The organism is Arsenophonus endosymbiont of Bemisia tabaci Q2, assembly GCF_902713415.1.
GTDB lineage: Bacteria > Pseudomonadota > Gammaproteobacteria > Enterobacterales > Enterobacteriaceae > Arsenophonus.
In genome coordinates, this window is record NZ_CACTIE010000064.1 from 1 (window position 1) to 15,912 (window position 15,912).

The following is a 15,912-nucleotide window of genomic DNA, read 5'->3' on the forward strand; positions in this document are numbered from 1 at the left end:
CATATAAATAATGTCATCAAAATTAAGTCGCTTAGCTATAAGTGTGCAAGAAAATTCATAGTGTCATTATAAGTGAATTTTTAATTTTCGTGATGCTTATTTGTTGCACTGTTTTTATCGCCGCACTAGACTAGTTCGCTTGTTTTGATCAAATAGTGTAAAGAAATGCGTGTCTCTGATTTTGCTTTTAAATTACCTGATGAGTTAATAGCTCATTATCCCTTAGGCAAACGTAGTCATTGCCGGCTACTTTCTTTAAGCGGTTCAACAGGTGAACTGGAACATCTTATATTTACTAATATTGTTGATAAATTAGAATCAGGTGATTTACTGGTTTTCAATAATACTCAGGTTATACCCGCTCGTCTTTATGGTCGTAAAATGTCTGGCGGCAATATTGAAGTATTGATTGAACGCATATTGGGAAGTCATCGGATGTTGGCGCATATTTGTGCTTCTAAAGCACCTAAGGTGGGAACTGAATTATTATTAGGTGATGATGAAAGTGTTAAAGCTATTATGTTGGCAAGACACGATACGCTATTTGAAATTGATTTTCAGGATAAGCGAGATGTGTTAGCTATTTTAAATGATATTGGTCATATGCCATTACCACCTTACATTGACCGCCCTGATGAAGAGGTTGATAGAACACTTTATCAAACAGTTTATGGCCAACGGCCTGGTGCCGTTGCTGCGCCGACGGCAGGATTGCATTTTGATGAATCATTGCTAGCGGCGCTGCAGCAAAAAGGAGTAGCAATGGCGTTTGTGACGCTGCATGTTGGTGCCGGCACATTTGAACCTGTGCGGGTGGCGAATGTTGCTGAACATACCATGCATGCAGAATATATTGAAGTATCGCAACAAGCTGTTGATGCAATATTGGCGTGTAAAGCGAGGGGTAAACGGGTTATTGTGCAGTTGGCACAATTTCGATTCGATCATTAGAAAGCGCGGCTTGTGCATGTAAAGAAAGTATTATTGGCCCCTTTTTTGATGATACTCGAATTTTTATTTACCTAGCCTTTCATTTTAAAATTGTTGATGCATTAATTACTAATTTCCATTTACCTGAGTCTACTTTGATTATGTTGGTATCTGCTTTTTCTGGCTATCAAAATACGATGAATGCCTATCAACAAGCAATCGCAGAAAAGTACCGTTTTTTTAGTTATGGTGATGCCATGTTTATCACGCACAATCCTAAAGCAGAGAGTGAAAAAGTGGCTAACTAGTTGTTAACTATTAAATTGATATGAGCAATTTATTTAATTGAATATGTAACTAATCCATCAGACTGTTTTTCTGATGCTAGAGAGGCAAAGTGAAATATGAATTACAAAGTCAAGACGGCCAAGCTCGTCTTGGTCGCTTGATTTTTGAGCGTGGGATTGTAGAAACGCCTGCTTTTATGCCGGTTGGCAGTTATGGTACAGTAAAAGGGATGACGCCAGAAGAAGTTAAACAAACCGGGGCCCAAATCCTGTTAGGCAATACTTTTCATTTATGGTTTCGTCCTGGACAGGAAATAATGAAATTACATGGCGATCTGCATGATTTTATGCAATGGCAAGGACCAATTTTGACTGATTCCGGTGGATTTCAGGTTTTTAGCCTTGCTGCCATGCGTAAAATTAAAGAAGAGGGTGTTTATTTTCGCAATCCAATCAATGGCGAAAGGGTTTTCCTGAGCCCTGAAAAGTCGATGGAAATTCAGTACGATCTTGGTTCAGATATTGTCATGATTTTTGATGAATGCACACCTTATCCGGCAGAGTGGGATTATGCCAAAAAATCGATGGAAATGTCTCTTCGCTGGGCAAAACGTAGTCGCCAACGATTTGATGAGTTAGCTAATAAAAATGCGTTGTTTGGCATTATTCAGGGCAGCGTTTATCCGGATTTACGTGATATATCCGTAAAAGGTTTAGTCCAGATTGGTTTTGATGGTTACGCTGTTGGTGGTTTAGCTGTCGGTGAACTTAAAGCGGATATGCACAGTATTTTAGAGCATGTTTGCCCACAAATCCCGCACAATAAACCACGCTATTTAATGGGGGTCGGTAAACCTGAGGATCTGGTTGAAGGGGTTCGGCGCGGTATTGATATGTTTGATTGTGTAATACCAACCAGGAATGCTCGAAATGGCCATTTATTTGTCACTGAAGGTGTAATTAAAATCCGTAACGCTAAATACAAATCGGATACTTCGCCGTTAGATGCCCATTGTGACTGCTATACTTGCTCTCACTATAGCCGTGCTTATTTACATCATCTTGACCGATGTAATGAAATTCTTGGTGCCAGGCTTAATACCTTACACAATTTGCGTTATTATCAACGGCTAATGGCTGAAATTCGACAAGCGATTGAAAAAGGTGAATTTGAGGCTTTTGCAGTATAGCTAAGCGACTTAATTTTGATAACATTATTTATATGAGCTATTCAATTGATTTTAGATGTAAAGTGATATTTACGATGGAAGAAGAAGGGTTGAGTATCCGAGAAACAGCGAAGTAATTTCGGATTGGCTCTGCATCTGTATCGTGTTGGATTAATCAAATAGAGCCAAAAGCATCGACTACGCGTCAGCGAAAAATTGATAAATCCGAGTTGATAAAAGATGTTGAACAAATATCCAGATGCTTACCAAAAAGAGTGTGCAGAGCGTTTTGACGTTTGTCAGAAGGCCATTTGGCAAGCTCTTAAAAAAATGGGATTGACCTATAAAAAAACTCTACGTCATCCGAAAGCCGACGAAAACACTCGACAAACGTTTCAACAAAAAAACAACAGTATGAAAAAGAAGGCAAGCATATTGTTTTTATTGATGAAAGTGGTTTTTCACACGATACCCCGCGGACTCACGGCTATTCCCCGAAAGGTCAACGGTGTGTTGGTCTCAAGAACTGGGGAGCTAAAGGAAGAACAAATGTTATCGGCGCTTTATTGGGCACAACGCTGTTTGCTATCGGATTATTTGATATCAATATTAACAGCGATGTTTTCTATGCATGGGTCACCCAAGTCCTTATCCCAGTACTTCCTAAAAACAGTGTAATCATGATGGTTCATGCAACTGTTTCACAAGAAACAGAGTATTCAACAAGTCATCATCGATGCGGGGCATATGGTGGAATATTTGCCTACCTATTCGCCAGATCTTAATTCAATTGAACATAAATGGGCACAAGCTAAATGCAAAAAAAGAGCGCTCGGATGCGATACAGATATTTTGTTCGCACTCAATATGGTGTAATCAAAATTAAGTCGCTTAGCTATAGAGTTTTATCGACGGATTAATAAATCGATTTCATCAAACTAGAGTATAATTTCAGTCGTGCTAATTGAATCAAATCAGTGTAGGATTTATAGGCTTGGATTAATTTTTTGAGCTAGAAATATTATTTTAATCACAATGAGGAAATTTTGATGAGTTTGTTTATTTCTGAAGCAGTCGCTTCAGCTGGTGGTCAAGCGCAAGGAAACCCATATTCTTTGATCATCATGCTGGTTGTTTTCGGATTGATTTTTTATTTTATGATCTTACGCCCACAGCAGAAGCGAGCTAAAGAGCACAAAAAATTAATGAATTCTATTGCTAAAGGTGATGAGGTACTAACAACCGCTGGATTAATTGGCCGCGTCACTAAAGTATCTGAAACGGGTTACATTGTTGTTGCATTAAATGACACCAATGAAGTAACCATTAAAGGTGATTTCGTTGCTGCTGTACTTCCAAAAGGTACAATAAAATCTATCTAATTTCTGATTTTCCCGAAGGGAATTTGCCGTGCTAAATCGTTATCCTTTGTGGAAGTATTTGATGCTGATCGCTGCGTTGCTCATCGGTTTGCTGTATGCGCTTCCCAATCTTTATGCAGATGATCCGGCTGTTCAGATTACTGGCGTTCGGGGAACCGCAGCCAATGAACAGACTTTGGATCAAGTTCGCAATATTTTAAAGAAAGAGAAAATCGGAAGTAAATCAATTGCACTGGAAAGTGGTATAATTCTTGCTCGTTTTAATAATCCAGATGTCCAGTTACATGCACGCGAAACTTTAGTTGCCGGTTTAGGAGAGCAGTATATCGTAGCGTTAAATCTGGCACCTGCAACCCCTCATTGGTTAAGGGCATTGAGCGGTGAACCAATGAAATTGGGGTTAGATTTGCGTGGTGGCGTTCATTTCTTAATGGAAGTGGATATGGAAACAACCTTAGGTAAATTGCAAGAACAGAATATGGATGGCCTGCGTAGTGATTTACGTGAAAAAGGGATCCCATATTCAACTATACGTAAAATAGATAATTACGGTGTTGAAATTCGTTTTCGTGATGATAGTGGACGTTCGCAAGCGGAATCTTATTTGACACCACGTTATCGCGATTTGGTTTTTACTGCCGCCAACAACAATCTATTAACGGCAGTAATGACAGATGAACGGATCCGTGAAGCACGTAATTATGCAGTATCACAAAATATTAATATTATCCGTAATCGTGTTAACCAATTAGGCGTTGCTGAACCATTGGTACAGCGTCAGGGCGCTGATCGTATTGTCGTTGAATTACCGGGTATTCAAGATACGGCGCGAGCAAAAGAGATCCTTGGTGCTACTGCAACGCTGGAGTTTCGCTTAGTTAATGTCAGCATAGACAGTTTGACTGTTCAACGTGCCCATATTCCTGGTGATTCTGAGATAAAATATACTCGCGATGGTGAGCCTGTTGTTCTTTATAAACGCGTTATTTTGACAGGTGATCATATTACTGATTCGACATCGGATTTGGATGAAATGGGTAGCCCGCAGGTAAGCATTGGTCTGGATAGCGCTGGTGGCTCAATTATGTCTGATTTTACCCGTGATAATCAGGATAAATTGATGGCAACCCTATTTGTTGAATATAAAGATAGCGGGCGAAAGGATGCCAATGGTCGTGCTATTTTGGTAAAAGATGAGAAAGTCATTAATGTCGCAAGAATTTCTGCCCGCTTTGGTAGCAAATTTCGTATTACTGGTATCAGTAATCGAACTGAAGCTCGTCAATTATCTTTATTATTACGTGCTGGCGCATTAATTGCACCTATTCAAATTGTTGAAGAACGCACAATTGGGCCAACATTAGGATTGCAAAATATTGAGCAAGGAATGAAAGCATCATTAGCCGGTTTACTAGCTTCAATTCTATTTATGGTCATTTATTATCGCAAGTTTGGTCTGATTGCCAGTTCTGCATTATTAGCAAACTTGATCCTCATTATGGGGATTATTTCGCTATTACCGGGGGCCACTTTAACCATGCCGGGAATTGCTGGTATTGTTTTAACGCTTGCTGTTGCCGTTGATGCGAATGTGTTGATTAATGAACGTATTAAAGAAGAATTAAAGAATGGTCGTTCAATACAGCAAGCGATATATGAAGGTTACAAGGGGGCATTTTCCAGTATCTTAGATGCAAATTTGACAACTGTGATCACGGCAACCATTTTGTATGCGGTAGGCACCGGCTCAATTAAGGGTTTTGCCATTACTACGGTGATTGGTATTGCCACCTCCATGTTTACTGCAATTGTAGGAACACGTGCTATCGTGAACTTATTTTATGGTGGTAAACGTATTAAAAAGCTGTCTATCTAAGGAGCGTGGTTGTGGCGCAAGATTACACAGTAGAACAGTTAAATCATGGCCGTAAAGTTATCGATTTTATGCGTTGGGATTATTTAGCTTTTGGTATCTCAATTGCTTTATTTATTCTTTCGGTTACGGTTATTTCATTGAAAGGATTTAACTGGGGATTGGATTTCACCGGCGGGACTGTTATTGAAATTAATCTGAGTCAACCTGCTAATTTTGATAAAATTAGAGCGAGTTTAGCGAATAATGCCCATCAAGAGCCGTTGATTCAAAATTTTGGTAGTAGCCAAGATATTATGATTCGATTGCCTCCTACTGAAGGCGTGGCAGGTCAAGAAATCGGTAAGTCCATTATTTCAGTCATTAACAAAAATGTTGATGATAAAGCAACGATTAAGCGCATCGAATTTGTCGGACCGAGTGTAGGCAGTGAATTAGCTCAAACCGGTGCAATGGCACTGTTAGCTGCTTTGATCTGTATTTTTATTTATGTAGGTTTCCGCTTTGAATGGCGTCTGGCTGCAGGTGCAGTAATATCATTAGCGCATGATGTGATTATTACATTAGGCATTCTATCGCTTTTTCAGATTGAAGTTGATATGACTATCGTTGCTTCATTAATGTCGGTCATCGGTTATTCATTAAATGACAGCATTGTTGTCTCTGATCGTATTCGTGAAAATTTCCGCAAGATCCGCCGCGGTACTTCTTATGAAATAGTTAACGTTTCCTTGACCCAAACATTGAGTCGAACACTCATTACATCAGGAACTTCTTTATTAGTGGTATTGATGCTCTATCTTTTTGGTGGGTCAATACTGAAAGGATTTTCTCTAATTATGTTAATTGGCGTGACGATTGGAACCGTGTCTTCTATTTATGTTGCTTCTGCTCTAGCATTAAAGATGAGAATGAAACGAGACCATTTGCTTCCTCCTAAAGTAGAAAAAGAGGGAGCGGATCAACATTCTCTGCTGCCGTAAAGACGAATTTTGTTAATTCACACTCTTTTAGATTGCGCTAGCAGGGTGTTTTTCATTGATAGCTGAGTTAAACTGAAAAACCGGACCCTAAAATAAGGAAATTTTATGCATTGCCCATTTTGCACCGCTGTAGATACCAAAGTGATTGATTCACGTCTGGTTGGCGATGGTTTGCAGGTTCGTCGTCGTCGACAATGTGTTGAATGTCATGAACGTTTTACTACTTTTGAAGTGGCTGAATTAGTCATGCCGCGTGTGGTAAAAAGTGATGATGTACGTGAGTCATTTGATGAACACAAACTTAGACGAGGTATGCAAAAAGCATTAGAAAAAAGCCCGGTAAGTTCCGATGATGTGGAAACAGCTATTAACAATATAAAATCGCAACTTCGCGCAACCGGAGAGCGAGAAATTCCGGCCAAGATGATTGGAAAAATTGTCATGGATAAATTGAAAAAGCTGGATAAAGTTGCATATATACGTTTTGCTTCGGTATATCGTAGTTTTGAGGATATTCGTGAATTTGGCGAAGAAATTGCTAAGTTACAGGATTAATAATAAAAATGACCACGTTTGATAAGCAGTTTATGAGCCGTGCGTTGTCATTGGCCAAGCAAGGACGATTTACTACCTCACCAAATCCGAATGTAGGCTGTGTCATTGTACGCAACGGTGAAGTCGTGGGTAAAGGTTTTCATTGGAAAGCAGGCGAGGCGCATGCTGAGATTCATGCCTTACAAATGGCAGGTCAAAAAGCGAACGGAGCAACTGCTTATGTCACATTAGAACCCTGCAGTCATTATGGTAAAACGCCACCTTGTGCAGATGCGTTAATTAGAGCAGGTATTCGGCGAGTTGTTGTGGCTATGCTAGATCCAAATCCACAGGTTGCAGGACGTGGTTTACTTAAATTACAGCAGGCTGGCATCGAAGTATTACATGGTTTACTGATGGATGAAGCTGAACAATTAAATCAAGGCTTTCTAAAAAGAATGCGAACAGGGTTCCCCTATGTTCAACTTAAGTTAGCCGCATCACTTGATGGGCGGACGGCCCTTGCATCAGGTGAAAGTAAATGGATCACTTCGCCAGTAGCTCGTCAAGATGTACAAAGTTTCAGGGCTCGGGCGAGCGCAATTTTGACTACCAGTGCTACTGTTTTAGCTGATAATCCAGCTTTGAATGTTCGTTCGACAGATTTTACGCGTGAGCTACAAAATATTTATCCTAAAGAATGTCTTCGACAACCAATAAGAATTGTTTTGGATAGTGAGAATCAAGTAAAACCAGAACATATTATAACAAAATCAGATGGTGAATGTTGGCTTATTCGCCCTAATCCCATATCGCAAAATTGGTGTGGTGATGTTGAGCAAATAGCCATCCCAACCTACAAAAAAGGCATTGATTTAGTTTTGCTAATGATGGAGCTGGCTAAGCGTAATATTAATTCAGTTTGGGTCGAAAGCGGTCCAACACTTGCCGGTGCTTTGTTAACACTAGGATTAGTTGATGAATTGGTTGTTTATATTGCGCCTAAAATTTTAGGTGGAACCGCAAAAGAATTAATTAATATTCCAGCATTACAAAAATTGAAAGATGCACCTGCATTTGAATTTATTAATATTGAACTTATTGGACCTGATTTACGTTTAACACTTCGACCATTGTAATGTCATATTCATTAATAGGTTAGCTTAATATAGTAAAGTAGTATAGTTAAAGTAATGTAACATTTAATTGATTAAATTTAGCGTTCCTAATGACTGTTTTAAAGTTAGCTAAATTCAGCAGCGCAGTATAGAAAAGAATATGATAAAATTGTTATTTCTGTAATGAATAATTAGTATTTAAGGAAGGGGCTATGAAGGTAATAAAAGCTACGGTAGCAGCACCCAAAGCTCGTATAGCGATCGTTGTTGCACGTTTTAATCATTTTATCAACAATAGCTTGCTGGAAGGCGCTATTGATACCTTGGAACGTGTTGGCCAAGTTGCAAAGGAAAATATTACGGTAGTTTGGGTGCCAGGTGCTTATGAACTGCCTTTGACGATTAAAACATTAGCAGAAACAAAAAAATATGATGCAGTTCTTGCACTTGCTAGCGTTATACGTGGTGCAACCTCACATTTTGAATATGTTGCCGGTGAGTGTAGTGCTGGACTTTCTAATGTTGCGATGACAAGTAATATTCCTGTTGCCTGTGGTGTATTAACCACCGAGGATATTGAGCAGTCAATTGAGCGCGCAGGTACAAAAGCGGGAAATAAAGGTGCAGATGCTGCATTAGCTGCACTAGAAATGGTTAATGTAATTCAAGCCATTAAAGGCTAACTATTTTATTTAAGGGGAATTTTGTGAAACCTGCTGCTCGTCATCGCGCGCGTGAGTGTGCTGTTCAGGCGATTTATTCTTGGCAATTATCGGGTAATAGTATTGCTGATGTTGAAGTGGAATTTTTATCTGAACAGGATATGTCAGATGTTGATGTAACTTATTTCCGTGAACTACTTAATGGCGTTTCAACTCATGTGTTAGAACTGGATAAAAAAATGGCTCCTTATCTTTCTCGTCAGCTTGGGGAGCTTGGTCAGGTAGAGAAAGCCGTTTTACGTTTAGCGATGTTTGAATTCTGTTATCGTGATGATGTACCTTATAAAGTTGCTATTAATGAAGCGATTGAATTAGCAAAAGTTTTTGGTGCCGAGGAGAGTCACAAATTTATCAATGGTGCGCTCGATAAAGTTGTTCCTACTGTGCGTAAAAAATAATGGTGTTCAGGCTTTTCGAATAATCTGATGTTCATTTTGATTATAAAGTGCAGTCATAGCGTTATAGCAATCGGAGCATGGTATATTGGAATATTATTATGGTTTGTGACGAATTTGATATCATCCATCGCGCGTTATTTTAATCGTCAACAGCAAAATCGGCATGACGTTAATATTGGTATTGGTGATGATTGTGCATTGATAACAATACCGGAAAGACAGCAATTAGCAATTACTACCGATACACTAGTTGAAGGTATCCATTTTCTTGATAGTATTTCACCTGAAGATTTAGCCTATAAATATTTGGCGGTTAATTTAAGTGATTTAGCCGCTATGGGAGCTGATCCTGCCTGGGTTTCTCTGGCGTTCACATTGCCACATATCAATGAAGATTCGCTGGCAAGATTTAGCTCTAGCCTATTTTAACAGCTTAATTACTATGAAATGCAACTTATTGTTGGCGATACAATACGAGGGCCAATGAGTTTAACCTATACAGCCCATGGTTTGATTCCGACAGGAAAATCACTAACCCCGGTCTTGGAGCTTGTAATGGTGATTGGATTTATGTTACCGGAACATTGGGTGATAGTCCTGCAGGTCTTGCGATTTTACAATCACAGCTGGTTTTCGATGATGTAAAAGATCGTCATTTGTTGATCCAGCGTCATTTAAGGCCACAGCCTCGTATTTTGCAAGGGCAGGCTTTACTTCATCTTGCTTCTTCGGCGATTGATATTTCTGATGGCTTGATTTCTGATCTTGGAGATATTCTCAAAATTAGTGGCCGTGGCGCTAAAATTAAATTAGATTCTTTGCCAGTATCAGAGGCATTCTGCAGACCAGTTACCTCAGAACAGGCGTTAACCTGTGGGCGTTAGGTTGTGGAGAAGATTATGAACTGTGCTTTACAGTGCGTGAGATAAATCGTGGTGCATTAGAGTCAGCACTAGCGCATACTGTGGGGCAAATTTTCATTGTATCGGCGAGATAACACCAGAATTAGAAGGGATCCGCTATTTTTATGGGAATAAAGAGGTTTCACCTAATTTAACTGGTTTTGATCATTTTATTGTGGAAGCTTGCTATGATTGATGCAAAATCTCGTTTAAAGCTATCAAATCCCTGGCATCTATTGGCAACCGGATTCGGTAGTGGTTTATCACCCATCATTCCTGGAACAATGGGATCGTTAGCTGCTATTCCATTCTGGCTACTGATGTATTGGTTATTAACCGTTTGGTTATGTTGGTTTATTATTTTATTTGGTTTTTTTGTTGGTATTGTTATTTGTCAACGAACATCCGATGATATGCAAGTTCACGACCACGGTAGTATTGTGTGGGATGAATTTATTGGCATGTGGATGACCCTGATGGTGATACCGTTAGTTAGTTGGGAATGGGTATTGATAGCGTTTTTGCTTTTCCGCTTTTTTGACATGTTAAAACCTTGGCCTATAGGTTGGTTTGATCGGCAAGTAGGTGGCGGGCTAGGTATTATGTTAGATGATATTATCGCGGCTATTTTTGCTATGGTTATCGTGGCTGCGCTTGCACACTGGTTACCTGTTTTATAATGTAAGTGAAGTGAATTACTAAAAATCAAAAGCGCTTGGTAAACCGCTGCTTTTGGTTTTCAAGATATTTATTAATTTATTTAGCGTAATAGTTGTTAATTGATTTTACAATTCCTTCCGCATTAAGCCCTAATTCAGCCTGAATTTCTGTTTGATTTCCTTGTGCGATATAGTGATCAGGCAAGCCGAGGTTAATGATAGGCATAATGTGATGGGCTTTTAATAAAAATTCATTAACACCGCTACCGGCTCCCCCCATAATTGCATTTTCTTCTAATGTTACTAATAGCTTATGGTTGTGAGCTATTTCTAATATCAATGTTTCATCCAACGGTTTTACAAACCGCATATCGACCACGGTGGCATCGAGTAATTCTGCGGCTTTCATCGCTTCACTAAGTAATGTGCCAAAATTTAGGATGGCAACTTTTTTTCCTTGGCGGCGAATTATTCCTTTACCGATTGGAATTTTTGCTAAAGGTTGTAGAGTGGCGCCAGAGCCTGTTCCCCTTGGGTAACGAACCGCAACAGGGCCATTCTGATAGTGATAACCCGTATGTAGCATTTGCCGGCATTCGTTTTCATCACTGGGCGACATAATGATCATATCCGGTAGACAACGTAAAAACGATAGATCGAAAGCACCTTGATGGGTCTGTCCGTCAGCACCAACAATGCCTGCTCTATCTATAGCAAACAGGATAGGTAATTTTTGAATGGCGACATCATGGATCACTTGATCATAGGCGCGTTGTAAAAAAGTAGAATAAATAGCAACGACAGGTTTATAGCCTCCAATGGCAAGGCCAACAGCAAAAGTCACAGCGTGTTGTTCTGCAATAGCAACATCAAAATATTGTTTAGGATAGGTTTTGGAAAATTCAACCATTCCCGATCCTTCTCGCATGGCTGGTGTGATAGCCATGAGTTTAGGATCATCGACTGCTTCTTGGCATAACCAATCACCAAAAACTTGTGAAAATGTTAATTGACTATTATTGTTTTTTGGAAGGCTAAAAGTTGCTGGATCAAATTTAGGCACCGCATGCCAGCTGATAGGATCTTTTTCGGCGGGCTCATACCCCTTGCCTTTTTTGGTCATGATATGTAAAAACTGTGGGCCTTTTAAATCACGCATATTTTTTAATGTTTGTACTAATGTGAGTACATCATGGCCGTCAATGGGACCAATATAGTTAAAGCCTAGTTCTTCGAACATAGTACTAGGGATCATCATACCTTTAAGGTGCTCTTCGGTTTTCTTTAACAATTCTTTGATTGAGGGAATATTGGAAAATACCTTTTTGCCCCCTTCACGTAAACTAGTATATAGATTGCCCGATAACAGTTGCGCTAAATGATTATTTAACGCCCCGACGTTTTCTGAAATTGACATTTCATTATCATTGAGGATCACTAACATATCTTTATGAATGTCACCCGCATGGTTCATTGCTTCAAAAGCCATACCTGCGGTAATGGCGCCATCACCAATAACACAAACCGTTTTGCGAACTTTATTTTCATATTCAGCAGCTACCGCCATACCAAGTCCCGCACTGATAGAAGTCGAGGAATGACCGACACTGAGAATGTCATATTCACTTTCTGCTCGCGAGGGGAAAGGATGTAAGCCATTTTTTTGTCGTATGGTATCAATCCGGCCGCGGCGGCCAGTTAATATCTTATGTGGATATGCCTGGTGACCGACATCCCAGATAAGATTATCAAATGGCGTTTTATAGACATAGTGTAAAGCGACAGTAAGTTCAATGGTTCCTAATCCAGAAGCAAAATGTCCACTGGAACGGCTAACACTATTTAATAAAAATTGTCGCAACTCTTCACATAATTTTACCAGACTTTCTTTTGGTAAAAGTCGCAATTCTTCCGGCGTTTCTATTAATGCTAAAGTTGGATAGGAAGTGATATCAATGCTCATGTCTGCCCATTAAATAATTATTTTTTGTTTATACCCATGACGTTATAGTAGGCCGCCAAAAAATTATTTTGAATTTTTATTACTGGTAAAATATTCTATTTTTTAATCAAGAAAATTAGCTTTTTCGTTCGATAATAAAGTGTGTTAAATTTTGTAGTGTTTCCGTATTTAATCCATACTGTTGTTCTAACCTATAAAGCGCATCCAGTGCTTGTTCAAATAAATTGTTGGCTTTTTTTTGTGCTTGTTCAACACCGATTAATGATGGATATGTGCTTTTTTTATGTTTTTCATCAGATCCCTGCTTTTTACCTAAAGTGTCTGTATCACCAATAACATCAAGAATGTCATCGTGGACTTGGAATAGTAGTCCAATCGCATTGGCATAATTATCTAATAATGGTAGTAATTTGTAGCTTTGGCGGCCAGCCGCAAGTGCACTCATTCTGATGGCGGCACGAATTAAAGCGCCGGTTTTATGGTGGTGAATAGATTCTAAGGTTTCTATATCAATTTGTTGACCTTCTGATTCCATATCGAGCGCTTGACCAGCACACATGCCGGCTGCTCCACTAGCAGTAGCCAGCTCAGCTATCATTGCCAGCCGATTAGTATCACTAATATCAGGCATAGCGGAACGAGACAAGATGTTAAAGGCAAGTGTTTGGAGGGCATCACCAGCCAAAATGGCATGAGCTTCACCGAAGGAAATGTGGCAGGTAGGTTGGCCACGACGTAAATTATCGTTATCCATTGCGGGTAAATCATCGTGGATTAATGAATAAGCATGAATACATTCAACGGCCACAGCAGGTACATCCAGGTTTTCCACGGCAACATTTAACATATCACCTATAGCATAAACTAAAAAAGGCCTTAGTCGCTTTCCACCAAGTAATGTGCCATATTTGATCGCTTTGACCAGTTGACTTTGATTAAACGGTAGGCGCTGGAATTGCTTTAGTAGTGTTTTATTGACGCGATCTTGTACCCATTGGCGTTGATCCGCAAAAGAAAGTGTCACTATTTCAGACATGATTTATTTATCTTCCGGCGTAAAGTTGTCTAGTGGTGCATGGTCATCGGCTTTTAACAGAATTTGGACGCGTTGTTCTGTTTGTTGCAACGCTTTCTGGCCTTGTCTGGCTAATTGGATCCCTTGTTCAAATTCACTTAATACTTTTTCCAGCGGAAGTTCGCCTGATTCTAAGCGTGTGACTATCTGCTCTGACTCTGTCAGAGAAGTTTCAAAAGATAGCGGATCTTGTCTATCAGATATTTTCTTTTTAGCCATAATCGTTTTACTTGTTTTAATATCAGGTGAATATGAGCGTCAGGCGATTTATTTTACTACATTTATGCAGACAATTTATTCTTTTTGTGATTTTTAGCGACGAACAGCAATATAGTGATATACTTCCCGTCTTAAAATCAAATGCTCTGCTAATAAATATGAATAATATGCGTTTATTCGCAAAAATAAAAACCGACTTTTATACAAAATTATGAAGTTTATTATTAAACTATTTCCTGAAATTACCATTAAAAGCCAATCAGTGCGCTTGCGCTTTATTAAGATCTTGGCTAGTAATATTCTTAATATATTGAAGGTGTTAGATGCGGAAATAACCGTTATTCGCCATTGGGATAATATCGAAGTTCGCACCAAAAAAAACACATATCATGATGAAATTTGCGATGCTTTAACCAGAATTCCTGGCATCCATTATATTCTGTTAGTTGAAGAATATCAATTCCGCGATCTCCATCATATTTTTGAGTTAGCTTATGCAACTTATGCTGAATGGCTAACCAATAAAACTTTTTGTGTACGCGTTAAGCGTCGTGGTCAGCACGACTTTACTTCAATTGAAGTAGAACGTTATGTTGGTGGGGGATTAAATCAACATATTTCATCAGCTAAGGTAAAACTCAATCAGCCTGATATCACTATCAATCTTGAAATTGAAAAGGATAAACTCATGCTTGTTAAATCGCGTATTCAAGGGATTGGTGGCTTTCCTATTGGTACTCAAGAAGATGTTTTGTCGTTGATATCGGGTGGCTTTGATTCAGGTGTGTCTAGCTACATGTTAATGCGGCGTGGTTGCCGAGTTCATTATTGCTTTTTTAATCTGGGTGGCGCCAGTCATGAAATTGGCGTCAAGCAGGTTGCTTACCATCTTTGGCATCGTTTTGGTCGTTCACATAAAGTGCGTTTTGTCGCGATAGATTTTGCTCGGATTGTAAGCGAAATTCTTGAAAAGATTGATGATGGCCAGATGGGCGTGGTATTGAAAAGGATGATGATTCGCGCCGCATCTATAGTAGCAGAACGTTATGGGGTTCAGGCTTTAGTAACCGGAGAAGCGTTAGGACAGGTTTCTAGCCAGACATTAACCAATCTACGTGTAATTGATAATGTTACCGATACATTGATTTTGCGGCCATTAATTTCACATGATAAAAAAAATATTATTAATCTATCTCGTGAGATAGGGACGGCAGATTTTGCCTGTACTATGCCTGAGTTTTGTGGCGTGATTTCGAAAAAGCCAACTGTGAAAGCAGTAAAAGCTAAAATTGAAGCGCAGGAAACTAATTTTGATTTTTCTCTTCTTTATCATGTTGTTAGTACAGCACAAAATATTGATATTCGTCAGATAATGAATGATAGCGAAGATAAAACGCCAGAAGTGGAAATTGTCACTACATTTTCAGGCGATGATATTGTGCTGGATATTCGTTCCCCTGATGAACAGGAAGCGCGTCCACTCAAGCTTGAAGGTGTTAAAGTAAGGTTATTGCCATTTTATAAGCTAAATAACCAATTTGCTGAGTTACCACAAGAAAAACCCTATTTGCTTTATTGTGAGCGCGGTGTTATGAGCCGCTTACAGGCACTTTATTTACATGAAGAAGGTTTTAAAAATGTAAAAGTGTATCGTCCTTCTTAGTGGTCATCCATTGACTTTTTCGTCTTAAGGATAGG

The 15,912-nt window shown here is 39.2% G+C and carries 15 protein-coding genes and 4 pseudogenes; 16 read left to right on the forward strand and 3 right to left on the reverse strand.

Annotated elements, in window-relative coordinates:
- Positions 1–165: 165 nt before the first annotated feature.
- From queA to pgpA, 15 genes and pseudogenes are all read left to right on the forward strand, one after another.
- Positions 166–1,238: pseudogene (queA, locus tag ARSQ2_RS03615) on the forward strand (tRNA preQ1(34) S-adenosylmethionine ribosyltransferase-isomerase QueA).
- 89 nt (positions 1,239–1,327) lie between these two features.
- The gene (gene tgt / locus ARSQ2_RS03620; RefSeq protein WP_181994386.1) at positions 1,328–2,407 is read left to right on the forward strand and encodes a tRNA guanosine(34) transglycosylase Tgt; all 1,080 of its coding nucleotides are present in this window, start codon (positions 1,328–1,330) and stop codon (positions 2,405–2,407) included.
- 158 nt (positions 2,408–2,565) lie between these two features.
- Positions 2,566–2,679 carry a hypothetical protein gene (locus tag ARSQ2_RS14655; RefSeq protein ID WP_420837731.1) on the forward strand — a complete coding sequence of 38 codons (114 nt, stop codon included), beginning with the start codon at positions 2,566–2,568 and terminating at the stop codon, positions 2,677–2,679.
- Positions 2,627–2,755 (forward strand): annotated as a pseudogene (locus tag ARSQ2_RS14660) (IS630 transposase-related protein); the annotation flags it as partial. The gene ARSQ2_RS14655 and the pseudogene ARSQ2_RS14660, both read left to right, overlap by 53 nt.
- A 74-nt stretch (positions 2,756–2,829) precedes the next feature.
- Positions 2,830–3,018 (forward strand): annotated as a pseudogene (locus ARSQ2_RS14665) (transposase); the annotation flags it as partial.
- Positions 3,019–3,076: 58 nt separating this feature from the next.
- On the forward strand, positions 3,077–3,262 hold the full coding sequence (locus ARSQ2_RS13575) for a transposase (RefSeq protein ID WP_255487300.1): 186 nt from the start codon (positions 3,077–3,079) through the stop codon (positions 3,260–3,262).
- 173 nt (positions 3,263–3,435) lie between these two features.
- The gene (yajC, locus tag ARSQ2_RS03635) at positions 3,436–3,768 is read left to right on the forward strand and encodes a preprotein translocase subunit YajC (protein ID WP_181994387.1); all 333 of its coding nucleotides are present in this window, start codon (positions 3,436–3,438) and stop codon (positions 3,766–3,768) included.
- A 28-nt stretch (positions 3,769–3,796) separates the two neighbouring features.
- The gene (gene secD, locus ARSQ2_RS03640; protein WP_181994388.1) at positions 3,797–5,644 is read left to right on the forward strand and encodes a protein translocase subunit SecD; all 1,848 of its coding nucleotides are present in this window, start codon (positions 3,797–3,799) and stop codon (positions 5,642–5,644) included.
- Between the two features lie 11 nt (positions 5,645–5,655).
- A complete protein-coding gene (secF, locus tag ARSQ2_RS03645) occupies positions 5,656–6,624 on the forward strand; it encodes a protein translocase subunit SecF (protein ID WP_181994412.1) in 969 nt (322 codons plus the stop codon).
- 105 nt (positions 6,625–6,729) lie between these two features.
- Positions 6,730–7,179: a transcriptional regulator NrdR gene (nrdR, locus tag ARSQ2_RS03650; RefSeq protein WP_181994389.1), complete on the forward strand. Its 450-nt coding sequence runs from the start codon at positions 6,730–6,732 to the stop codon at positions 7,177–7,179.
- A gap of 8 nt (positions 7,180–7,187) precedes the next feature.
- Positions 7,188–8,297 carry a bifunctional diaminohydroxyphosphoribosylaminopyrimidine deaminase/5-amino-6-(5-phosphoribosylamino)uracil reductase RibD gene (gene ribD / locus ARSQ2_RS03655; RefSeq protein WP_181994390.1) on the forward strand — a complete coding sequence of 370 codons (1,110 nt, stop codon included), beginning with the start codon at positions 7,188–7,190 and terminating at the stop codon, positions 8,295–8,297.
- Positions 8,298–8,488: 191 nt separating this feature from the next.
- The gene (gene ribH / locus ARSQ2_RS03660) at positions 8,489–8,959 is read left to right on the forward strand and encodes a 6,7-dimethyl-8-ribityllumazine synthase (RefSeq protein WP_181994391.1); all 471 of its coding nucleotides are present in this window, start codon (positions 8,489–8,491) and stop codon (positions 8,957–8,959) included.
- A gap of 23 nt (positions 8,960–8,982) precedes the next feature.
- The gene (gene nusB, locus ARSQ2_RS03665) at positions 8,983–9,396 is read left to right on the forward strand and encodes a transcription antitermination factor NusB (protein ID WP_181994392.1); all 414 of its coding nucleotides are present in this window, start codon (positions 8,983–8,985) and stop codon (positions 9,394–9,396) included.
- Between the two features lie 105 nt (positions 9,397–9,501).
- Positions 9,502–10,494, forward strand: a pseudogene (gene thiL / locus ARSQ2_RS03670) (thiamine-phosphate kinase).
- Positions 10,487–10,978, forward strand: a complete 492-nt coding sequence (pgpA, locus tag ARSQ2_RS03675) for a phosphatidylglycerophosphatase A (RefSeq protein WP_181994393.1) — start codon at positions 10,487–10,489, stop codon at positions 10,976–10,978. Before thiL ends, pgpA begins: the two are co-directional and overlap by 8 nt.
- Before the next feature lie 76 nt (positions 10,979–11,054).
- Here the strand turns inward: pgpA and dxs are convergent, their stop codons facing one another.
- The 3 genes from dxs to xseB form a co-directional block, all read right to left on the reverse strand.
- On the reverse strand, positions 11,055–12,920 hold the full coding sequence (dxs, locus tag ARSQ2_RS03680) for a 1-deoxy-D-xylulose-5-phosphate synthase (RefSeq protein WP_181994394.1): 1,866 nt from the start codon (positions 12,918–12,920) through the stop codon (positions 11,055–11,057).
- 115 nt (positions 12,921–13,035) lie between these two features.
- Entirely contained in the window at positions 13,036–13,956 is a 921-nt protein-coding gene (gene ispA / locus ARSQ2_RS03685; protein ID WP_181994395.1) for a (2E,6E)-farnesyl diphosphate synthase, read from the reverse strand.
- 3 nt (positions 13,957–13,959) lie between these two features.
- Complete coding sequence (xseB, locus tag ARSQ2_RS03690) at positions 13,960–14,214, reverse strand: exodeoxyribonuclease VII small subunit (protein WP_181994396.1); 255 nt, start codon at positions 14,212–14,214, stop codon at positions 13,960–13,962.
- 211 nt (positions 14,215–14,425) lie between these two features.
- Here xseB and thiI point away from each other — a divergent pair, with 211 nt between their 5' ends.
- Positions 14,426–15,877, forward strand: coding sequence for a tRNA uracil 4-sulfurtransferase ThiI (gene thiI, locus ARSQ2_RS03695; protein ID WP_181994397.1), 1,452 nt, complete (start codon positions 14,426–14,428; stop codon positions 15,875–15,877).
- Positions 15,878–15,912 lie beyond the last annotated feature (35 nt).